Raw genomic sequence first — 22,647 nt, 5'->3', positions numbered from 1 at the left:
AGAATTTTTGCTAAAGTAAGCAGTATCATTCTTTATTAAGGGTCAAGTCATGCTTATTACAATTTCACCTGCAAAAACATTAGACTACGAAAGCCCACTTGCAACACAGCAATTTACTCAACCTGAGTTACTCTCTGAGTCTCAAAAATTAATTAATGTCTGTCGTAAGTTAACCCCCGCGGATATCGCCAGTTTAATGAAAATTAGTGACAAACTTGCGGGGCTCAATGCCGCTCGTTTTGCAGAATGGCACACAGACTTTACTCCAGAAAATGCACGCCAAGCGATCCTCGCCTTCAAAGGGGATGTATATACGGGCATTCAAGCAGAAACGTTTTCTCAAAACGATTTTGAGTTTGCTCAATCCCATTTACGTATATTATCAGGCCTTTATGGTGTTTTAAGACCGCTAGATTTAATGCAGCCTTATCGCTTAGAAATGGGAATTTCACTGAAAAATACCCGCGGTAAAAACCTATATGAATTCTGGGGCGATATTATTACAAAACAATTGAATCAAGCGCTTGCTCAGCAAAAAGACCAAATATTAGTCAATCTTGCCTCAGATGAATATTTCAAATCAGTGAATACAAAAAAACTGGATGGCCAAATTATCAAGCCTATTTTCTTGGATGAAAAAAATGGTAAATATAAAGTTATCAGTTTTTATGCAAAAAAAGCTCGAGGTTTAATGAGCCGTTTTATTATCCAAAATAAATTAACGAAAACAGACCAACTGGCTGATTTTAATTTAGAAGGCTATCAGTTCGATGAAAGCCAATCTAAAGGTAACGAGTTGATATTTACTCGCCCAGAGCAAGCTTAATGCACAAAACGTGGGGACTGGCGCACAGCAGATACCCACGTATTTCAAAATACTTCATTCTTTTTTCGGGCTCAATCACAATTTACTCATAAACCTTCTTGCTAAGCACGAATTAGCATTGATTCCTCAGCCTACTTTTTAGCTTTATGACAGTATAAATTGAGTTTTACCCACTATTTTGGAGGTGAAGTATGCCTTATGTCGCATCATCAAAACGCTATACTGAAATGGAATATCGTTTATGTGGCCGTAGCGGATTACGCTTACCACTGATTTCATTAGGGTTATGGCACAACTTTGGCGATAACAAACCCTTTGATAATTGCCAAGCCATGCTTCGCCACGCTTTTGACCTTGGGATCACCCATTTCGATCTTGCGAATAATTATGGGCCACCGCCAGGATCTGCCGAAAGTACATTTGGCAGGATCATGCAACAGGATTTTCTGCCTTATCGTGATGAAATGATCATTTCATCGAAAGCCGGTTTCACTATGTGGGATGGCCCTTATGGCGACTGGGGAAGTAAAAAATATTTGGTTGCAAGCCTAAATCAAAGTTTGAAACGCATGGGTTTAGATTATGTAGATATCTTTTATCATCATCGACCTGACCCCAATACTCCATTAGAAGAAACTATGGGAGCACTAGATCTCATTGTTCGCCAAGGAAAAGCTCTGTATGTGGGAATTTCTAATTACCCAACAAATTTAGCTAAAGAAGCCATTAATATTCTCAATGAATTAGGAACCCCTTGCCTGATTCACCAACCTAGATATTCCATGCTAGAACGTACTCCTGAAGAAGATTTACTCGATTTACTGGAAGAAGAAGGTATCGGCTCTATCGCATATTCCCCGTTAGCAGGTGGGATTTTAACCGATCGCTATCTTAATGGTATTCCTGCAGATTCACGCGCTGCGGGTAACCTTTCTTTACCGCCAGAAAGACTCACTTCCAGCATTTTATCAAAGGTAAAACAACTGAACGAACTAGCGATAAAACGAGGACAAAAACTAAACCAAATGGCGCTAGCATGGTTACTGAGACATGATAGGATCACTTCCGTTCTCATCGGTGCAAGCCGTATCAGTCAAATTGATGATGCAATGGGGATCCTAAAAAATCGTAATTTTACACAAGAAGAGCTCAAAGCTATCGAATTAATATTAGAAAGCTAATTTAATACATAAGTTGCAGGAAATCCTGCAACTTACTGAAATACTTCTCAATTACCGGTATTCCCCATTTGCTTTAAACTGCACCACAGAATAAGGCTGAGTACGGCCATCTGGCTGTTCCATACCTAGGCTACCAATTGGCATGCCCGGAACAGAAATTCCCACCACATCTGCCGGTAAAGCATCAATCGCATCAAGGCTACTCACAGGAACATGCCCAACAATCACTTTGCCTTTGTATTTCGCTATGTGGCAGCTGCGTAAGTTATAAGGGACCTTCAATTCATCATTGAGTTGATTTAATTCATCATAACTGATTTCGTTCACTTCAACGTTATATCCCGCTTTTTTAACCCCTTCTCCCCACAATTCACAGCAACCGCAATTTGCATCTTTATACAATTGCACGCTCTGGCTTTGAGAAAATGCAGAAAATGACAGTAATAACATTCCACTCAACATTAATTTTTTCATTTTTAATTTACCTTCAAAATAGTCATGGTGAATATTCATCATTATTTATTATGACGTAACTGGCAGATTAATTTATAAGCTGCAGGAATAATAAATAGGGATAATAACGGTGCGGTGATCATGCCGCCAATCATCGGCGCCGCAATACGGCTCATCACTTCCGAACCAACGCCTGTTCCAAGTAATATGGGTAATAAACCTGCTAAAATTACAGCAACCGTCATGGCTTTAGGACGAACACGTAAAACAGCCCCTTCATATAATGCACAGTCTAAATCTTTATCTGATAAGCTGCTTATTCCTTGCTGTTTTTCTTTATCTTCGATTGCATGGCGTAAATAAATCAACATAACCACACCAAATTCAGCGGCTACACCTGCTAATGCAATAAATCCAGTTCCTGTCGCAACCGATAAATTAAAGTTCATCCAGTAAAGGAACCAAATAGCCCCAACCAAAGCAAAAGGTAAGCTTAATAAAATCAGCAAAGCTTCACTAAATCGTCTGAATGCTAAATAAAGCAAGACAAAAATAATCATGATGGTAGCGGGAACCATTAACATTAACTTTTGATTAGCCCTTTCAAGTAATTCGAATTGCCCCGTAAAGGAATAGCTAAGACCCGGCTTCATTTGGATGTTATCTTTTATTGCTGCATCAATATCTTTAATAACAGAGACCATATCGCGATCGCGCGCATCAATATAAATCCAACTAGTCGGTCTTGCATTCTCAGTTTTCAACATTGGAGCGCCCATATTCACGAATACATCCGCAACATCACTAAGCACAATTTGCTGTTTACTCGGCGTTAAAATTGGCAACAATTTCATCGCAGATACACTATTTCGGTAATCTTGAGGATATCTTATGCTAATTGGATAACGCTCAATCCCTTCAACCGTTTCCCCAACCATTTCCCCGCCAGTCGCCATTGAAATATAAACTTGTACGTCACTGATGCTCATACCAAAACGAGCTGCTTTTTCTCTATCAATTTTGACATCAATATAGCGCCCACCAACCAATCGCTCGGCTAAAACAGAAACAACTCCAGGCACCGATTTGGTGACTTTTTCAATTTCTTGGGCTAATGCATCAATTTCTTCGAGATCTCTGCCGGATACTTTGATACCTATAGGGCTTTTGACTCCCGTAGATAACATATCGATACGATTACGAATAGGAGGAACCCATAAGTTCGCAACTCCAGGTAAACGCACCGTTTCATCCAGCTCATCAATAATTTTTTCGAGAGTCATGCCGTCTCGCCACTGTGCTTGCGGCTTCAAACGTATCGTTGTTTCAATCATTTCCATCGGGGCTGAATCCGTAGCTGTTTCAGCTTTACCGACTTTTCCAAATACTGTATCCACCTCAGGAATAGTTTTGATTAACTTATCTGTATTTTGTAGTAAAAATGCTGCTTGTGCAGGAGAAACCCCCGGTAACGTTGAGGGCATATAAAGTAAGTCACCTTCATTAATCGCAGGAAGAAATTCACCACCTAAATGTTTTAATGGCCATACCACGGTAAATAAAGATAAGAAACCAATTAACAAAGTTGTTTTTGGCCATGCCAATACCTTAGTCAAAATAGGGCTGTAGAGTGAAATCAACCAACGATTCAGTGGGTTTTTATTTTCATTTGGAATATTACCTCGGATCCAATACCCCATTAGAATTGGAATAACAATTAATGCTAACGCTGCAGCCCCCGCCATGGCATAGGTTTTTGTAAATGCGAGTGGACCGAATAAACGGCCTTCTTGCCCTTCTAACGTAAAGATAGGAATAAAAGACAATGTGATAATTAATAAGCTGATAAATAATGCGGGTCCAACCTCAACAGCCGAGTCCGTAATAACTTTCCAACGCTGGGCATTATCAATGACTTTACCTTCATTTTCATGCTGCCACTTTTCTAATTTTTTATGCGCATTTTCTATCATAACAATGGCAGCATCCACCATGGCTCCGATCGCAATTGCAATACCCCCTAATGACATAATATTTGCATTTATTCCTTGGTAGCGCATGACGATAAAGGCAATAAATAATCCAAGAGGCAAGGAAATAATAGCCACTAACGCAGAACGGAAATGCCATAAAAAAACAGCACACACTAATGCGACAACAATAAATTCTTCCAGTAACTTATAACTTAAATTATCAATCGCGTTATCAATAAGAATACTTCTATCATAAGTCGTGATAATTTCGATGCCTTCCGGCAAGCTAGCGCTTAAATCTTCAAGCTTCTGTTTTACATCATGAATCACATTACGTGCATTTTCACCTGAACGAAGCAAGATAATACCACCCACGACCTCGCCTTCTCCATTTAGCTCAGCAACTCCACGGCGCATTTCGGGCCCTTCCTGTATTCGAGCCACATCTTGTAAGTAAATGGGGACGTCATTTTCCGGGGTTTTTAGGTAGATTTTATTAAAGTCATCAATAGATTGAAGGTAGCCACTTGCTCTAACCATATATTCAGCTTCAGCAATTTCAATCGATGACCCACCCGCTTCTTGGTTAGCCATTTCAACTGCCTGTTTTATTTCAGGTAATGTCACTGAAAATTGGCTAAGTTTGAGTGGGTCAACTAAGATTTGGTAAGATTTAACCACACCGCCAACGGTTGCAACTTCTGAAACATTTGGCAACGCCTTCAATTCATATTTCAAAAACCAATCTTGTAATGAACGCAGTTCCGCTAAATTATGCTTTCCCGTTTTATCCACTAAAGCATATTCAAAAACCCAACCAACACCTGTCGCATCAGGTCCAATGGATGCCACTGCACCTTTAGGTAATTGGTTTTGGACTTGGTTTAAATATTCTAAAACTCGTGAACGAGCCCAGTATAAATCTGTATTATCTTCAAAAATAACATAAACATATGAGTCACCAAAGGCAGAAAAACCACGCACCGTTTTTGCTCCCGGCACAGATAACATTGTGGTTGTTATCGGGTATGTGACTTGGTTTTCGACCAATTGTGGCGCTTGCCCTGGGTAAGTGGTTTTGATGATCACTTGTACATCAGATAAGTCAGGTAATGCATCAACAGGTGTACTGCGAATGCTCCAAATACCCGCAATAACTAAAAATACGACTCCCATTAGCACTAAAAACCGATTAGCAACTGAGCGTCTTATAATCCATTCCAACATACCCTACTCCTGAGATTTATGTGATGAATGATTAGATGACACCGATGGTTCGGGAAGCGCTTCCATCTTGGCTAATGCCCCGGCAATATTCGCTTCAGAATCAATTAGGAAAATGCCCTGAGTCACTATATGCTCGCCCACTTGTAAGCCTTCAGATATTGCTGTCATTTGTTGGGATTCACTCAGCACTCGCACCCTTTTCGGAATAAATTCACCATTCTCACCAACAGCAATAACATGCTGTTCTTTCCCTGAGTCAACAATGGCTTGCGATGGGATCAACAAACTTTCCTTACCTTCTGCAACTAGATTTAAATATGCAGTCATACCCGGTTTTAATAAATGGTTAGGATCAGCAATTTCTGTACGAATATTAATGGTACGACTTGCTTGATCTGCACTGGGTAATATCAACCAGTTTTTTACAGTAAATAACTGCGAAGGGTAGGCAGGAATAGAAACTGTAAATTGTGTTTGTTGATTAAGTAATTCAGCAACTGACTGAGGAACAGATGCATTAATCCATAATGGATCTGTTCCTTGTATTTGTGCGATAACGACTTCTTTGGATATGTTCATCCCTAAGCGCAGATTAAGTGCAGTAATTACCCCAGAAATAGGGGCTTGAACGGTAAAACGTGTTTGCACTTTTCCTGTTTTAATAAACTGGGAAAGCGCACCTTCTGGCATGCCATTTAAACGTAAACGCTCAATGACGCTATTAAGATCTTGTTGGCTCGCATTCATTTGCTTAAGTGCGAGATATTCGCTTTGTGCTTCAACCCATGCTGGGATCGTTAGCTCCGCAATAGGAACGCCTTTTTGGATCCTCTCACCGACTGTGAATGGATAAACTTTTTCAACAAAACCATTTTCTCGTGCTTGTACGATAGCAAATTGGTGATCATTAAACACAATTTCAGCTGGAAATGTTAAGTCATAGTTTAGTTTTCCCCACTTTACATCCACCGTTTTAAGCCCTAAATTTTGTGTCTGTGTTGGGTTAATTGTTATCCCTTTGCTATCCGCTGAAGCCAAGTTTTCATCCGCATATTTAGGAACAAGGTCCATGTCCATAAATGGGGATTTTCCTGGTTGATCAAACTTAGTATTGGGATACATTGGGTCATACCAATACAATACGGTGCGTTCTTGTTTTTCAACTGATTGGCTATTATTTTCAACAACGAAAAAATAACGATAAAATAAAATTGAAATAACACTCGATAAAATAATTACCAATAGCAATTTGGTCAGGTTAACTAATGACATAACATCTCTCTACCTATTTAGTTTATCTTTTCGATAGATTTCAACATTGAAAGATTACCTTGTTGTACAAATGAAAATTTTAATTCATCATTTTCTTGTAAACCGTTAATCATATTTTCATTTTCATAAGTAAAACGCATAGTCATTGGTGGCCAGCCAATACTTTCAATTTCTTTATGGTTAATCGTTAATTTCTTGTTCTCTTTATCAATCGAAATGAGCTTTCCTTCCGTATTGATTGTCGGTTCTGCGACTTTTTCTGGATAAATAGAGTGGTTATGTTCAGCGCCGTTTGCATAGCCAGTTGCTGCTAACATCGCCATTGAAATTGCAAAAAATACCGTATTTAATTTTTTCATTGTTACCCTCATGATTTTATTAATCCGCCACCTAGTGCAGAGAATAAATTTATTTCATTCTTCTGCTGTTCTATTTTTAACATCAATAAATTTTGCTGTTCGGTAAATAAGCTACGCTGTGCTTCAAGAACATCGAGATAGCTCAAGCCACCATATCGATAACTAGCTTGTTTCTGTATTAAGACGTTTTGCAGCGTGTTGACATATTGCTCTTGGGATATAAGTTGTTTTTCTAAACTCGATTTGATCACTAGGGCATCTTTCACTTCACGAAACGCCACCTGAATGCTTTTTTCATAATTAGCAATCGCTTTATTTTTTCTAATATTTGCCAACTCTAAATTTCGGCTATTTGATCCTCCAGTAAAAATAGGCAACGTGATTTTAGGAATAAAATTCCAGATACCATTTGAAGAATCAAATAGCCCAGTTAAAGACTCGTTATTACTTGCGATACCCGTATTAAAGGAAATTGAAGGAAAAAAAGCGGCTCTCGCTACACCAATATTGGCATTCTCAGAAACAATATTTTGTTCTGCTGCCATAATATCTGGGCGTTTTAATAATATTTCAGAAGGAATATTTGAAGGTGTTATAATCAAGGGATAATTCGGTTCGTAGTGCCCTAACTCTGAGTTTATCTTTGTTACATAATCATTCGTCAAAAAATTCAGTAAATTTTCATTTTTTGCAATTTCACTTTCAATTTTTTCGATATTAATAGAAATAGACTGAACTTGTCCTTTAGCTTGTTCTAAGTCTGATAGCCCCGCTTTTCCTGCCGCCACTTTTTGTATTACTATCGATTGACTATTGAGGTAGCTTTGTTTCGTCTCTTGTGCAATTAATAATAGTTTTTGGTTATACACCACATCTAAATACGCTTCTGCTACCGTTTTGATTGTTATAATTTGTGTCGCACGGTTCATCTCTTGAGAAGCGATAAATTTTGCTTTATCTGCATCAGATAAATTTTTAATACGTCCAAAAAAATCCAGTTCATAGCTGATATCAATACCCGCACTATATTTCTTATTGAACGATGTGCCAGACTCTAATGATTGGCTGTAGTCAGCACTCATTGATGAATTAACTTGAGGATATTTTTCAGCTTCCGCTAACCCAAAACGCACACGAGCTTCTTCTACATCTAACGCAGCAAGATATAAATCACTGTTTTTGTTAAGCGCAATTTCTATCGCTCTTTTCATTTGTGGATCTTGAATAAATTGGTCCCAACTAGGAATCGATAATTCTATTTGAGACTGCTTTACTGCATCAGGAATATTGCTACTGAATTGATGAGGTACATTAAGATTAGGACGTTGATATTCAGGGGCTAGCGAAACACAACCCGTCAAAATTAAGGCATAAGCTATAATTAATATTTTTGGGGAATACATGGTATAGCCATGCCTCTAGTGATTAAAATTGAGGCTATAGTAAAAAAGAACAACTGTTAGATTCATGACATGAAAATGACAAATTTGTCATTTTACATTTCGTTACTGTAGTGCTTAGAATGGCAGTATTGTTTACCTGTCTGCTAGGTCTAAGATGAAATTACTTATTGTTGAAGATGAACATAAAACGAGAGAATACTTATCTAAAGGCTTAAGTGAGTCCGGGTTTATTGTTGATGCAATCGAAAATGGCATTACAGGCCTGCATATGGCCACAACTGAAGACTATGATTTAATTATTCTTGATGTGATGTTGCCGGATATTAACGGCTGGGAGATTGCAAAAAAATTACGCAGTGTAGGAAAAAATACACCAATACTCATGCTTACTGCTTTAGGTAATGTTGAACATCGAGTCAAAGGGTTAGAGTTAGGTGCTGACGATTATCTCGTTAAACCATTTGATTTTTCTGAGCTACTTGCCCGAGTGAGAACTTTATTGCGCAGAGGCAATAACAGCATCCAAAAAACACAATTTACCATCGCTAATTTGCATGTTGATCTGATCAAACGGCGCGTTACCCGTGAAAATGATAAAATTATACTCACCAGTAAAGAGTTTTCTTTATTGGAATTTTTTATTCTTCACCAAGGTGAAGTTCTTTCTCGTTCTCTAATAGCCTCAAAAGTTTGGGATATGAATTTTGATAGTGATACCAATGTCATTGATGTTGCAGTTAAAAGACTGAGAGCTAAAATAGATCAAGGCTATGAACCTAAATTGATTCATACCATCAGAGGAATGGGCTATTTACTTGAGATCGCTGAAAATGATTAAGTTATTTCGATCTCCTGTCTCTATTTCAATTCGTCTTATTGTTTTAATCAGTATTACCCTCTCCCTCGCTTTATTATTATTTAGCTCGATCATGATCAATTCAGTTATGTTACATTTCAAACAGCAAGATGAATATACATTGAGCCAAATAAATCTCACTATTCGCAGTTTATTAAGTGAAAAAACTAACTCACAAGATGAACAATTTTCACGTATCAGAACTATTTTGAATGAACACCAAGATTTGGTTGTCTACCTCATAGATCAAAATGGGAATGTCCTGACTTCCTCAAATGCAACTGTAGACCTCATTTCTCGCCTAAAAAATTATGACTCGACTAAAGATAATGCGGATCAATATCTTGAAAGTTATCGATTAGCCGAAAGTAAAATTAAGGTATATCGCACCAATGATATACAGCAATACCGCCTAGTAACGGCTCTTTCTCTTAATTTTCATCATAATTATCTTAGCTCTCTCATATATAACCTGATAATCAGTGCGATTTTACTGTGTTTATTTACTATTGCAGTTGTTTATTTTTTAGTTATCAAAGGCCTCAAGCCACTTAAAGAAGTTAGCGATGAAATAAAGAATGTAACCTCTGAAAATTTAAGTGTTCGTTTAGACCCTGACTCTGTGCCTAATGAATTAAAGCAATTAACTAAATCATTTAATCAGATGTTAGTAAAGATTGAAGATGTTTTTGTAAGGCAAACGAATTTCTCTGCAGATATTGCCCATGAAATGCGTACGCCAATTACTAATTTAATGACTGAAACTCAAATATCTCTGAGTAAAAACCGCAGTAAAGAAGAGCTAGTTGAGGTGTTATATTCTAATTTGGAAGAATATAACCGTCTATCACGAATGATATCTGACATGCTTTTTCTTGCTCAAGCAGATGATAATAGGCTTATTCCAGAGAAAAAAATGATTAATATTAAAACTGAAATAGAGCTTATATTTGATTATTTTGAATATCTCGCAGAAGAGAATGAAATAAAACTCAAGCTGATTGGTGAAACAACCTCTATTATGGCCGATAAAGACATGTTAAGGAGAGCGATTACTAACTTAATCTCAAATGCTATCCGCTATACCCCAAAAGGCGATTCTATCAGTATTAATATTTCAAATGTAAAAGAGGGAATTGAATTAATCATCAGCAACCCTGGTATAAAAATACCAGAAGAACATTTAGCTAAACTTTTTGATAGGTTTTATCGCGTGGATAAATCAAGACAACGAAAAAATGAAGGAAGCGGTATCGGATTAGCTATCGTCAAATCGATTGTATCAGCACATAAAGGCAGGATCACTGTAACATCAGATGATTTTTCAACACGTTTCACTGTATTTTTACCTATAAAATAAAATTAAAAATTTCATTATAAATGGCAATTTTGTCATTTTGTTGTCAGTATTCAGACAGAAATAAAGCCTTATTATAGTTATAAGATAAATTATTTAACTTAATAAGGATTCACAATGAAAAAAATTATTTTTGCTTTAGCGATTTCTGCTGTAACAACACATGTAACAGCAGCTCAAACAGAAAAAGAAATTCATTATAATGCAGCAACTGCTCTCAGTTTCACTGAAAATAATACCTCTTATTCCAATCTAAAATCGATTAATAACCATTTGAAGCAAGCGGGTATTTCTGGCAAGAATATAATTAACTCACCTCAGTCATTTCTTCAATTAGATGAACATACTCAAGCTGCTACTGCATTGAATTTTACTCAAAATAACACATCTCCAGTAATACTAAAAATGATCAGCCGCCATCAAAAACAATCACCTAACTATAAAAAGCCGATAGTAAAAACGGCTAAATTATTTTCCGATATGAATGAAAGTGAGAAGGCTATTACTATGCTAAGTTTCAATAAAAATAGCTCTTCGGCACCAATTCAAAATGAAATTATGAAAATATCAAAAGATAACAAATAATTAATTTTAAATAAAATTATTTAGTTCAATGAAATAAGACAAAAGTCTATTTTAATCAGAAAATCATTATAGTAAGTTTAAAGCCTATTATAATGATTTACCCTATTACATTTTTTATTACCTAAATAAATAAATCCTTTATTGATTATTCGAATCTGTGAATTACAATTCACTTGCAGTACACATTCATTTAAACTTTTCAATGAGGATTTATTATGTACAAAGCATCTATTATTATCGCATCATTATTATTTTCAACACTAGCATCTGCAACTTCCTTAGAGTCTCAATTATCATCAAAAAATATAATGACTTTTTCTGCCGAATATTCACTACATAATGGTGGAAACGGTGGTAATGGTGGTAATGGTGGCAACGGTGGTCATGGTGGCAATGGTGGTAACGGCGGCAATGGCGGACATGGTCATTAATTTATCTCAATATTAAATTTCTCCCCCTTCTTTTTGAAGGGGGAAAGGAGAAATACATGAATCATAAGGTTTGCATTTCATTAAGTCTGTTATTAATTAGTTCTTATTCCATCTCAAGTTATTCTCATTCCTTATTTAGTACTACATCTAATTGTTCATTAAAAAATGAACTTATTATTAATGACGTTAATAATAAAATATGTTCGATATTAAATGGTCAATATTATTATTCTAAGATCCTTAGCTTTGCAAGCCATGGGCAAAACGGAAATCATGGCCAAAATGGAAGTCATGGTCAAGGTGGATTAGGTGGTCAGGCCGGGCAAGGTGGTGATGGTCAAAATGGTGGAAATGGCGGAACAGGTTCAAATAACGGCAACGGTAGTAACGGTGGAAATGCAGAAGCTGGCAGTAATGGTAACGGTGGAAATGGTGGCCATGGTAGTGTTACCGGTGGTGACGGTGGCCATGGGGGAAATGGTGATGGAACCGGCAATGGTACAATGAATGGGAATGGAGGAAACGGGGGGAATGGAGGAAACGGGGGGAATGGGGGAAGTAATGGGGGGAATGGCGGCAATGGTGGAAATGGTTCTGGTGGTGGAAATGGCGGCAATGGTGGCAATGGCAGCCAAGGCGGTAAAGGGGGACGCGGTGGTTCAGATGGTGGTAGAGATGGCCTCGACGGCATTAGTACACTCTAATAGGCAAATTCATTAGCTGTGAATAAGTGATGTGGCAATATGAAACCATATAATTACCTTAACAATAAATGGTCTTATCATTAAAAACGGAAGCTTCTGCTTCCGTTTTTCGTATCCACGTATTCTTTATTGCTTAGGTGCTAATTTCATTAAAAATGTGCGTAATTGGGTAAAGTCAGATGGTAAAAAGTGTGAAAGTAGCGGTAGCTCAGCACGCTCAGCTAACTCTTTTGGTAAAGGTATGGCCTTATTAAGGATCTCTTCAACACTTTCCTTAAACTTAGCTGGATGTGCCGTACCTAAAAACAGCCCGTATTCGCCTTCTTGCAACTGGTCACGCAGCACACGATAAGCAACCGCAGCATGTGGCTCAGATAAATATCCTTTTTTATCTAATTCACGTACTGTTTCTTTAGTCACTTCATCACTCACAACCCCATGGCCTAATTCATCAAGGGACCAACCTTTACGGCGGAATAACTCCTCAATACGAGGCCAGTTGTTCGGCTGACTAACATCCATGGCATTCGATAATGTAGCCACAGTTTGCTTTGGTTTCCATTGTCCATCAACAAGGTAACGCGGCACAGTATCATTTACGTTAGTCGCTGCAATAAAGCGTTTGACAGGTAAGCCCATTGCTTTGGCTAATAAACCTGCCGTAAGATCCCCAAAGTTCCCACTCGGAACCGAGATCACTAGTTGATCGCGTTTTTCTGCTGGGATCTGCGCGACCGCTTCAAAGTAATAGCAGATCTGAGCAAGTAAACGACTGATATTGATCGAGTTCGCTGAATTTAAGTACAGCGCCTTTTTCAACTCTTCGTCATCAAATGACTGTTTTACTAATGCCTGACACGCATCGAAGTCATCTTTAATCGCAACCGTATGAATATTTTCACCCAGTGTACAAAAGAGTTTTTCTTGCAGCGGGCTGATTTTCCCTTCTGGATAGAGAATAACAACTTGCACGTTATTAAGACGATAGAATGCGTGAGCGACTGCCGCTCCGGTATCCCCTGAAGTTGCCGTCAAAATGGTCACAGGTTGCTCACCAGCGACTTGACCTAACGCCTGAGCCATAAAGCGGCCACCGAAGTCTTTAAATGCGAGCGTTGGCCCATGATATAGCTCCAACGTTGCAACATCATCTTCAACTTTAGAAACTGGCGCAGAAAAAGCAAATGCGGCTTTAACTCTCGCTGCTAGCTCTTCTGATGGAATTTCATCACCAATAAAAGCACTTAAAATACGGCTGCTACGTGTGACAAAATCTAATTTTAATAATTCGTCGATTTCAGCCGCACTAAATTCAGGCAGATCTTGGGGAAAGAATAAGCCTTGTTGCTTCCCTAACCCTTGCTTAACCGCTTGTGCAAAACTTACTTGTTCATTGTTATCTTTTAAATTATACAGTTTCATTATTTACCCTATTGTCCTTGCCCCGGCCAGATCCAAACGGCAGATATGCACAAAGCCTTCATCATTCTGAATATAATGTTGTTGCAAGTAGCTCGCCATATTTTCAGCGATATGTTTCTCATCGCAAATAGCAAATAGTGTTGGCCCAGAGCCAGAGATACCACACGCCAATGCACCTATTTCTTTTGCGTTCTGACGCGCTGCCGCGAAACCCGGTAATAGTTGTGTACGATAAGGCTCAGCAACAACATCTTGGATCATCGTTGCTGCAAGTAACGGCTGGTTTGTATGACATGCATGAATGAACCCTGATAAGTATCGACCATGGTTTACAATGTCGTGACGTGGGTAGCTATCAGGCAGGATCGCACGTGCTTCCGCTGTTGATACTTTAATTCCTGGATAGGCCATAACCCAATACCAATTTTCAAATGCAGGTACAGGCTGTGAAATAATACCATTTTGCTCGATAATCAGTTGTAAACCACCTAAAAAACACGGTGCAACGTTATCGTAATGCACACTACCAGAAATACGCCCTTCCAGTTCCCCCATCATGCCAAGCAGTTGGGTATCATCAAATGGTTTCTCTGCAAATTCGTTTAGCGCCATCAATGCGGCGACAACAGAACAGGCACTAGAACCGAGCCCTGAACCAATTGGCATATTTTTTTCAAGCGTCATCGCAACATTTAATGGCTGACCAAGACGCTCACAAAACAGCTGCCAACATTGGTAAACAATATTGTGCTCATTCTTTTTCGGAAGTTTAGCAACGAATTTGCCTTTATTCGTCAACGAAAAGGTGTCTGCCGCTTCAACTGTTACACAATCACCTAATAGTGAACCGTCTGCAGGCGAAACTGCTGCCCCTAGGACATCAAACCCGACGCTCACATTACCAATTGAAGCCGGTGCATAAACTTTAATCACTTATTAAACTCCCAATTTCCATGAAAGGGTACGCAGCATATCCGCAAATACACCCGCCGCAGTAACATCATTACCTGCGCCATAACCTCTTAATACTAAAGGAATTGGTTGGTAATAGCGTGTATAGAAAGCTAGTGCGTTTTCGCCATTTTTAACTTTGAAGAGAGGGTCATTACCATCTACGGCAACAATCTTAACCTGACAGCGTCCTTCTTCAATCAATCCAACATAGCGTAACACTTTTTGTTCTGCTTCTGCGGCTTTTATACGTTGCGCAAATTGTCCATCCAATTGTGGTAGGCGTGCCATAAATTCAGGCACTGCGCCACTACTGTCAAAATCCGTTGGTAAAACAGGTTCAATTTCAATATCTTGTAACTCTAAGTCATAACCTGCTTCACGGGCTAAAATTAACAATTTACGCGCCACATCCATACCCGATAAATCATCACGAGGGTCTGGCTCCGTAAAACCTTTTTCTTTAGCGAGTGTTGTGGCTTCGGATAAAGACATGCCTTCGTCTAACTTACCAAAGATGAATGATAAAGAACCGGATAAAATTCCGCTGAAATGAACCAGTTCATCCCCTGCATTCAATAAATTTTGCAGGTTCTCAATAACCGGCAAGCCCGCGCCTACGTTAGTGTCATAGAGGAATTTACGTTTCGATGTTTCACTTGCCGCACGTAACTGATGGTAGTAATCCATCGACAAAGTATTGGCTTTTTTATTTGGTGTGACCACATTAAAACCATCTTTCAAGAAATTGACATACTGCTCTGCAATTTCCTGATTTGATGTGCAGTCAATAATGACAGGGTTCAAGAAATGGTATTCACGCTCTAAGCGAATTAAACGGCTTAAACTAAATGGCTCTTTCGCTTCCGCTAGCTCCGCTTTCCAGTTATCTAAATCAATCCCTTGCATATCCGTTAACATTGCCCGTGAATTAGCAATACCACATACACGCAAATCAATATGCTTTTGTTTTAACCATTGTTGCTGGCGGTGAATTTGCTCAATTAATGCATTACCAACGCCACCAACACCAATGATAAAGGCCTCGATAACTTGTTCCGCATTAAATAGCATTTGGTGACATAAGCGTACCGCTGTTGTGGCTGACTCATTGGCAATAACGGCGGAAATAGAGCGTTCGGAAGACCCCTGTGCGATAGCGACAATGTTTATGTTACCGCGAGTTAAAGCGGAGAAGAAACGCGCGGAAATGCCTTTCAACGTGCGCATGCCGTCACCCACAACTGAAATAATCGCCAATTGTTCCATTACATCCAGAGGATCAAGTACGCCATCTTTCAGCTCTAAGTAAAACTCTTCTTCCAGTGCGGCACGTGCTCTCACTAATTCATTTTGCGGGACACAAAAGCTAATACTGTATTCTGATGAAGACTGCGTGATCAGGACGACCGAGATCCCTTTACGAGACATGACTGAGAAAATGCGTGCAGCCATACCCACCATTCCTTTCATACCGGGGCCAGATACGTTAATCATCGCCATGTTATTCAGGTTGGTGATCCCTTTCACTGGTGTGCTATCGTCAGTTTGGCCATCACCAATTAAAGTACCCGGAGCGCTTAAGTTAGTGGTATTTTTTATCAGGCAAGGGATTTGGAATTGAGCTATTGGGGCGATGGTGCGGGGGTGGAGAACTTTGGCACCAAAGTAGGATAACTCCATGGCCTCCTGATATGACATGCCTTTCAACAAACGTGCATCGGGTACTAAACGCGGGTCACAAGTATAAACCCCATCGACATCAGTCCAGATTTCACAACAATCAGCCCGTAAGCATGCCGCTAAAACTGCAGCTGAATAATCAGACCCATTACGACCTAATACCACTAATTCACCTTTGTCATTACCTGCAGTGAAGCCCGCCATTAAGACAAAATGATCTTTCGGTATATTTAAATCAGCAATGCGTTTTGTTGACTCATTTATATCAACGGTAGACTCAAGGTAATGACCTTTCGCGAGTAAGCTCTCTACTGGGTTAATTACAGTCACATTATGGCCGCGTGCTTTCAGCACCGACTCCATAATGGCGATAGAGAGTTTCTCGCCACGGCAGATAATGGCTGCGTTAATGCTGTCAGGACATTGTCCGAGAAGAGTAATACCATGCAGTACTTGTTTGATTTGTGCGAATTCTTGCTCTGTCAATTTTTTTAACCGGTCATATTCAAAACCGGGTTGTTTTTCTTTTAATCCTTTTAAAAGGTTAGCAAAAATCATTTCAGCATCATTAACATGCGTGATGACATCTTGTCCTGCAACCGTTTTTTCAATCATAGCAACCAGATGATTAGTGATTTTTGCTGGTGCGGATAACACCAAAGCCACTTGTCCATCTGCTAGTTTACTTTCAGCGATGTCAGCAACATTCAGTACTCGTTCGTCATTTGCAACCGAAGTACCGCCAAATTTAAGCACACGCATGGTATTTCTCTCCTGAATTAACACCAAAAAAAAGCCCGCATCGGTTAAGTATGCGGGCTTTTTCATTTTTATTTTTTGGATGCGTCAGCCCGCCCCGTTTCCTGTGGTTACGGTGGTGGTGGTAATAATAATAGTCAGGCTGATATTACGCATAGATTCTGTCTGTCTCTTAGATTCTTTTAAGTTTCTCCCTATACGGTTAAAGCAATTGGTATATTTTGTCAAATTTATTTGCAAAACATCCCTTTTAAAACTCTTTTTTTATTTGATAAATTATCTATCAGCGCGAAAAACACATTCACAAAAAGATACCTATCACTGCAATAATGGTGTTAAAAACCAAAAAAACTTAAATTTTAAGTTAAATAATTTTTTACCTAGCCAGAAATGAAATTGCCTATTAAATAGGCAAAATAGATAGCCTTTAGCGATTTCTTGTGAAGAGAATCAAGATGAAAAAATGAGTAAAAATGACCAACTGAATCGACGTATTTCGTGTATTTATTTCTTACTATTTACCATCCATGCTCTCAAATCCACAAACATCAATGACAACAGATTACACAAGTAAGTATGAGTACTTAATTTCATAATTTCTTCATTCGTTTAAATTACAAACAAATGCTATGAAATTGTTAAAACACAGCTACATCAAAATAAAATAAGTATTTTTCCTAATTAAATGAAACAAAAAATCAAAAACTAAATATTTACACCCCGTTATCTCTAGCAAGATAAATTTTTCACCTTTTTCTGTAGCAAAATAACATTTCGAAATTGGAGGTAAGTCACAAATTAAACATTATTTATAATGGTATATTTAACTCATTGAAGACTATATTCATTGATACCAAGCCGAAGCATACCCTATGCATCAACTACTCCCCTTTTTTAGACGCTATCTGATTCCTAAACACCGCATTAATTTATATAATTATCTGCCTAACAATTTTTGTTAACGTGCTACAATTGATTTTGATATGTATCAACAAAAGTTAGTTTTTTAGGTGGTAAATGCAGTATTAGCTGTTATATTGCTGTTAACAGTACAATATTGGGAAAGTGCTTATATTTTGACTTGCAGTTAAAGTCTTTTGCCTAAAATGGCAACATAATGTCACTGCTGAATTTCATAACAAATTTATACTCATAAACGTTTTTCTAGAGAACAATATCAATAACCACCTAACTGGAAACGGCTTGTGAGTTCAGTATTTTTATTTTAATACTTTAGGTAGCAACTATGCAGACCCCACACATTTTGATTGTTGAAGATGAAATAGTCACACGCAATACGCTTAAAAGCATCTTTGAAGCGGAAGGCTATGTGGTTCATGAGGCAACTGATGGCGAAGAGATGAATAACGTTCTCTCTGAGCACGACATCAATTTAGTCATCATGGATATTAATTTACCAGGAAAAAACGGTTTATTACTTGCTCGTGAGCTTCGTGAACAAGAAAGCATTGCGTTAATGTTCCTAACAGGACGTGATAACGAAGTCGATAAAATCCTTGGCCTTGAAATTGGTGCTGATGACTATATCACTAAACCATTTAACCCACGCGAACTGACTATTCGTGCGCGCAATTTACTGTCCCGTACAATGAATTTAGCGGGTGGTACGGAAGAGCGTCGTTTAGTGGAAAGCTATAAGTTTAATGGTTGGGAATTAGACATCAACAGCCGTTCATTAGTCAGCCCTGCCGGTGAGCACTACAAATTACCCCGTAGTGAATTCCGTGCGATGCTGCATTTCTGTGAAAACCCAGGAAAAATTCAGACTCGTGCAGACCTGCTGAAGAAAATGACTGGCCGTGAATTAAAACCACACGACAGAACTGTTGACGTAACGATCCGTCGTATTCGTAAACATTTTGAATCGACACCTGACACACCAGAAATTATCGCTACTATCCACGGTGAAGGCTATCGTTTCTGTGGTGATTTAGACGAATAATTAGAAAGCTAATTATTTACTGGTTATCGAAATCCGTTGTCTTTCAGGCAACGGATTTTTTATTTGCGAGTGATTTTTATTGCGAGTATAGCGGCTCAACTATTTTGTAATCACCAAGGCATAATCGGTACTGCGCTCAGCGCATTCTTTGGTGAACCGTCGATCATTTTATCTGAATAAGTCAGATAAATTAATGCATTACGCTTGGGATCATAAAAGCGTACAACTTGTAATTTTTTGAAAACTAAAGACGTTCGTTTTTGAAAGACAACCTGCCCTTTCGTTGGTTTGCGTTTAACACGGTCATTTAACTCAATCGGTCCAACTTGCTGGCATGAAATTGCAGCATCAGAGGTATCTTCTGCTAAACCTAAGCCCCCTTTGATTCCACCTGTTTTTGAACGACTTAAATAACAAGTCACATTCTCAACATCAGGGTCATCAAATGCTTCAACGACAATTTTATGGTCAGGGCCGAAAATTTTAAAAACAGTATCGACTGAACCGATTTCTTCAGCAAATGTGATGCCCGGCAACGCTGATAATAATGCTGCAAGTACGATATTTTTTAATCTGGAACGACGCATACTGAATTTCCTATTCAACTAAAAATCGGTAAAACTTCGTAGTAAAACGAGACTTATTATTCACTTTCTTAACTAATTATCAAATACAACTCATTTACTATAAACGAAAAAGATAACTTGATATAGAATAGCAATTCATTGATAGATTATATCTGTTCTATAAGTCGCATTGGCTGGGGATATACATGGATCAAACTAATATTATTCGCGACTTGCTTCGCTGGATAGATGACAACCTAGACAAACCACTCTCACTGGATAATGTTGCAGCAAAAGCTGGCTACTCAAAGTGGCATTTACAACGAATGTTCAAAGAGGTGACTGACCAAGCGATTGGTGCTTATATTCGAGCCAGAAGGCTTTCTCGTGCGGCTGTGGCATTGCGGCTAACAAGCCGACCAATTCTTGATATTGCGTTACAGTATCGTTTTGATTCGCAACAAACTTTTACTCGAGCCTTTAAAAAGCAATTTAACCTAACCCCTGCTTTTTACCGCCGAAGTGAAGAATGGTGTGCGGCAGGAATTTGCCCACCGATTATTTTAGATAATCACACGAATATTGAACATGAATTCCTACAAATGCCAGCGCAAGAGCTGGTTGGCTTGGAACAAAGTTGTTCTTATGCGTTAGAAGAGTGGTCAACGGCCTGTTCCCAAATGCGCCAAACATTTTGGCACTACTATTTGGATAATACGACGACTATTGCGTCAGAAGTTTTTGGCTTGCACCATGCCATTCATAATCCAGAAAAAGAAGATGAACAAACAGTGTTTTATACCACTGCGGTAAGACCCGAAGATGCAAGTTTTAACACTGACCAATACACAAGTTTAACGTTGCCAAGTGGTCATTATGTTAAATTTTCGTTCAATGGCACACCAACTCGAGATGCATTACAAGAGTTTTTATATCAAATTTATGGTGTATATCTGCCTAAGCTGAATTTAACGCGTCGTCCTGGTTATGACATCGAACATTATCGATTAAAAAATATCGATTTACGTCATATCACCCCAGAAAATGATGACCCAAAAACACATATCGATACCTTTGATTATTATGTCCCAATCAAAACAGGTTCGACCGCAACACCTTAAAGTAGAGGAGTTTCAGTTTGTTGAAACTCCTTTTTCTGAATCGTTAACCTTGCTGTTCATCGAGAGCAGGCTGCGACAAGTGTGTCACCTCACCAGCTGTTTCAACTATCCAGCCATTCGCTAGCCATGGGCTGTTTTGGTAATCAACACGAGATAGTGAACAATTACGTAAACGCAAGCGGCGTTCTGAATAGGCAGGAACCCCCATAATACGGCTAATTAACGTACTTAACGCAATGCCATGACTAACAATCAGTGGGCGACTCCCTTCAGGCAAATCTAAACAACTATTTAGTGCTGCAAACATGCGTGTATACAGCTCCTCCATCGATTCCCCCTCTGGAATTCGTCCTCCACGCGTGCCATCAATTAAGCTTTTACGCCACTGTTCTTCCTCTGGCGTTAACGACTCTATTGCTCTTTGTTCAAGAACGCCCATATTTAGTTCACGTAGACGCGGTTCTGTGGTAATTTCACACCCGCATACACTTGCAATTATTTGTGCAGTTTCCAGTGTGCGTCCCATATCACTAGTGATAATATGGGTAATGCCTTCTGACTTTATCCTCTCAGCCACCTGCCTTGCTTGCAGTCGTCCAGTGGCGGTCAGAGGGCTATCGGATTGTCCCTGGATGCGACGAGCTAAATTCCATTCAGTTTCGCCATGGCGAACAAGATAAACCTGTAACATAGATGTGTTCCGTTATTACTTTTCGAAGTATGTGTTCAAAGGAAAATAATTAATGTACCAAGTTATAGCTGCAACGACTAATCCTGCCAAAATTAAAGCGATCCATCTTGCTTTCGATGCTGTTTTTGGGGCTGGCAGTTATCAAATTGAAGATATTAATGTCGATAGCAGCGTTCCACAGCAACCTATCGGTAATAATGAAACCCGTACTGGGGCTAGACAGCGCGTCATGGCCTCTCGGCAAGTTCGCCCTGAAGCGGATTTTTGGGTTGGTATTGAAGCGGGTATCGAAGACGATATGACATTTGCTTGGATAGTGATTGAGCATAAGCAAATACGCGGTGAGTCTCGCTCTGCCAGTATTATGATCCCAGAAAAAATTCTGGCGGGTATTCGTGAAGGCCGTGAACTCGGTGATGAAATGGCCTTTTTAACAGGCATCGATAATATCAAACAACAAGGTGGTGCCATTGGTTTTTTCACTGACGGGGTATTAACTCGCACCAGTGTTTACCAACAAGCCTTGATATTGGCCTTGGTTCCCATTAAGCATGAAATTTATAAAGAGCTAAACCAAGTAGAAGATTAATTATACTTAAAATAATTAAAATTGCATGTGCGATTAAACACCACTCTTTTCACACTAAAGTATGGGAAACCATACTTTTTTTGTGCCTATTTATTTGAAATATGACGAATACCAATACGCTAAATAGTTCGAATTGTAGGTAGGCGGCAAGTGGCGCTAAGCCCTAGGAGCATACACAAGTATGTGACTAGGGTTAGCAAACGCAGCCAACACCCCTACAATTTGAAATATGACGCGTATTTATATTCTAAATAATTCGTGCTGTGACTAGGCGA

General features: G+C 38.9%; 21 protein-coding genes and 1 other annotated feature. Of the genes, 10 read left to right on the top strand and 11 right to left on the bottom strand.

Annotation, left to right across the window (positions count from 1 at the left end; genetic code table 11):
• Positions 1 to 49: 49 nt before the first annotated feature.
• A complete protein-coding gene (yaaA, locus tag PSE72_RS17865; protein ID WP_272691043.1) occupies positions 50 to 826 on the top strand; it encodes a peroxide stress protein YaaA in 777 nt (258 codons plus the stop codon).
• 191 nt (positions 827 to 1,017) lie between these two features.
• The gene (locus PSE72_RS17860; protein WP_115166611.1) at positions 1,018 to 2,007 is read left to right on the top strand and encodes an aldo/keto reductase; all 990 of its coding nucleotides are present in this window, start codon (positions 1,018 to 1,020) and stop codon (positions 2,005 to 2,007) included.
• A 51-nt stretch (positions 2,008 to 2,058) separates the two neighbouring features.
• Here the strand turns inward: PSE72_RS17860 and PSE72_RS17855 are convergent, their stop codons facing one another.
• The 5 genes from PSE72_RS17855 to PSE72_RS17835 are packed head-to-tail and all read right to left on the bottom strand — an operon-like array spanning position 2,059 to position 8,694.
• Entirely contained in the window at positions 2,059 to 2,481 is a 423-nt protein-coding gene (locus PSE72_RS17855; RefSeq protein WP_042851912.1) for a DUF411 domain-containing protein, read from the bottom strand.
• 41 nt (positions 2,482 to 2,522) lie between these two features.
• Positions 2,523 to 5,660 carry an efflux RND transporter permease subunit gene (locus tag PSE72_RS17850; RefSeq protein WP_217007890.1) on the bottom strand — a complete coding sequence of 1,046 codons (3,138 nt, stop codon included), beginning with the start codon at positions 5,658 to 5,660 and terminating at the stop codon, positions 2,523 to 2,525.
• A gap of 3 nt (positions 5,661 to 5,663) precedes the next feature.
• Positions 5,664 to 6,932 (bottom strand): efflux RND transporter periplasmic adaptor subunit, encoded by a 1,269-nt coding sequence (locus PSE72_RS17845; RefSeq protein WP_115166610.1) that lies wholly within the window; start codon positions 6,930 to 6,932, stop codon positions 5,664 to 5,666.
• 17 nt (positions 6,933 to 6,949) lie between these two features.
• Positions 6,950 to 7,291: a copper-binding protein gene (locus tag PSE72_RS17840; protein ID WP_226537944.1), complete on the bottom strand. Its 342-nt coding sequence runs from the start codon at positions 7,289 to 7,291 to the stop codon at positions 6,950 to 6,952.
• 8 nt (positions 7,292 to 7,299) lie between these two features.
• On the bottom strand, positions 7,300 to 8,694 hold the full coding sequence (locus PSE72_RS17835; RefSeq protein ID WP_115166609.1) for an efflux transporter outer membrane subunit: 1,395 nt from the start codon (positions 8,692 to 8,694) through the stop codon (positions 7,300 to 7,302).
• A 154-nt stretch (positions 8,695 to 8,848) separates the two neighbouring features.
• On the opposite strand from PSE72_RS17835, the gene PSE72_RS17830 reads away from it, so the two are divergent.
• From PSE72_RS17830 to PSE72_RS17810, 5 genes are all read left to right on the top strand, one after another.
• Positions 8,849 to 9,532 (top strand): heavy metal response regulator transcription factor, encoded by a 684-nt coding sequence (locus tag PSE72_RS17830; protein ID WP_115166608.1) that lies wholly within the window; start codon positions 8,849 to 8,851, stop codon positions 9,530 to 9,532.
• Positions 9,525 to 10,910, top strand: coding sequence for a Cu(+)/Ag(+) sensor histidine kinase (locus tag PSE72_RS17825; RefSeq protein ID WP_115166607.1), 1,386 nt, complete (start codon positions 9,525 to 9,527; stop codon positions 10,908 to 10,910). Before PSE72_RS17830 ends, PSE72_RS17825 begins: the two co-directional genes overlap by 8 nt.
• Before the next feature lie 114 nt (positions 10,911 to 11,024).
• Complete coding sequence (locus PSE72_RS17820) at positions 11,025 to 11,492, top strand: hypothetical protein (RefSeq protein ID WP_115166606.1); 468 nt, start codon at positions 11,025 to 11,027, stop codon at positions 11,490 to 11,492.
• A gap of 215 nt (positions 11,493 to 11,707) precedes the next feature.
• Positions 11,708 to 11,923, top strand: coding sequence for a hypothetical protein (locus PSE72_RS17815; protein ID WP_004914725.1), 216 nt, complete (start codon positions 11,708 to 11,710; stop codon positions 11,921 to 11,923).
• A 56-nt stretch (positions 11,924 to 11,979) separates the two neighbouring features.
• Positions 11,980 to 12,627, top strand: a complete 648-nt coding sequence (locus PSE72_RS17810; RefSeq protein ID WP_272691042.1) for a hypothetical protein — start codon at positions 11,980 to 11,982, stop codon at positions 12,625 to 12,627.
• A gap of 126 nt (positions 12,628 to 12,753) precedes the next feature.
• Here PSE72_RS17810 and thrC read toward each other — a convergent pair whose 3' ends face one another.
• The 4 genes from thrC to thrL all read right to left on the bottom strand — a co-directional run bounded on the left by thrC (position 12,754) and on the right by thrL (position 17,598).
• The gene (gene thrC / locus PSE72_RS17805) at positions 12,754 to 14,049 is read right to left on the bottom strand and encodes a threonine synthase (protein ID WP_115166604.1); all 1,296 of its coding nucleotides are present in this window, start codon (positions 14,047 to 14,049) and stop codon (positions 12,754 to 12,756) included.
• A gap of 3 nt (positions 14,050 to 14,052) precedes the next feature.
• Positions 14,053 to 14,982, bottom strand: coding sequence for a homoserine kinase (thrB, locus tag PSE72_RS17800; protein ID WP_109911848.1), 930 nt, complete (start codon positions 14,980 to 14,982; stop codon positions 14,053 to 14,055).
• Between the two features lie 3 nt (positions 14,983 to 14,985).
• Positions 14,986 to 17,445 carry a bifunctional aspartate kinase/homoserine dehydrogenase I gene (thrA, locus tag PSE72_RS17795; RefSeq protein WP_115168250.1) on the bottom strand — a complete coding sequence of 820 codons (2,460 nt, stop codon included), beginning with the start codon at positions 17,443 to 17,445 and terminating at the stop codon, positions 14,986 to 14,988.
• Positions 17,446 to 17,469: 24 nt separating this feature from the next.
• Positions 17,470 to 17,591: a sequence feature (Thr leader region), on the bottom strand.
• Entirely contained in the window at positions 17,530 to 17,598 is a 69-nt protein-coding gene (gene thrL / locus PSE72_RS19975) for a thr operon leader peptide (RefSeq protein ID WP_071548816.1), read from the bottom strand. (Overlaps the previous feature by 62 nt.)
• Positions 17,599 to 18,688: 1,090 nt before the next feature.
• Between thrL and arcA the strand changes: the two genes are divergently transcribed.
• Positions 18,689 to 19,405 (top strand): two-component system response regulator ArcA, encoded by a 717-nt coding sequence (arcA, locus tag PSE72_RS17790; RefSeq protein ID WP_004905684.1) that lies wholly within the window; start codon positions 18,689 to 18,691, stop codon positions 19,403 to 19,405.
• A gap of 110 nt (positions 19,406 to 19,515) precedes the next feature.
• On the opposite strand, the gene creA is transcribed toward arcA, so the two are convergent.
• Positions 19,516 to 19,992: a protein CreA gene (gene creA, locus PSE72_RS17785; RefSeq protein WP_115166603.1), complete on the bottom strand. Its 477-nt coding sequence runs from the start codon at positions 19,990 to 19,992 to the stop codon at positions 19,516 to 19,518.
• A 185-nt stretch (positions 19,993 to 20,177) separates the two neighbouring features.
• Here creA and robA point away from each other — a divergent pair, with 185 nt between their 5' ends.
• Positions 20,178 to 21,092 carry an MDR efflux pump AcrAB transcriptional activator RobA gene (gene robA / locus PSE72_RS17780; protein ID WP_004914738.1) on the top strand — a complete coding sequence of 305 codons (915 nt, stop codon included), beginning with the start codon at positions 20,178 to 20,180 and terminating at the stop codon, positions 21,090 to 21,092.
• Between the two features lie 43 nt (positions 21,093 to 21,135).
• Here the strand turns inward: robA and gpmB are convergent, their stop codons facing one another.
• A complete protein-coding gene (gene gpmB, locus PSE72_RS17775) occupies positions 21,136 to 21,783 on the bottom strand; it encodes a 2,3-diphosphoglycerate-dependent phosphoglycerate mutase GpmB (protein ID WP_102138956.1) in 648 nt (215 codons plus the stop codon).
• A gap of 52 nt (positions 21,784 to 21,835) precedes the next feature.
• Here gpmB and yjjX point away from each other — a divergent pair, with 52 nt between their 5' ends.
• Positions 21,836 to 22,372 carry an inosine/xanthosine triphosphatase gene (yjjX, locus tag PSE72_RS17770; protein ID WP_004914743.1) on the top strand — a complete coding sequence of 179 codons (537 nt, stop codon included), beginning with the start codon at positions 21,836 to 21,838 and terminating at the stop codon, positions 22,370 to 22,372.
• Positions 22,373 to 22,647 lie beyond the last annotated feature (275 nt).

The sequence above is a fragment of the Providencia sp. PROV116 genome (assembly GCF_028482485.1).
Lineage (GTDB): Bacteria > Pseudomonadota > Gammaproteobacteria > Enterobacterales > Enterobacteriaceae > Providencia > Providencia rettgeri.
Note: the sequence above shows the minus strand (reverse complement) of the source record. Positions and strands in the feature narration are given on the sequence as shown.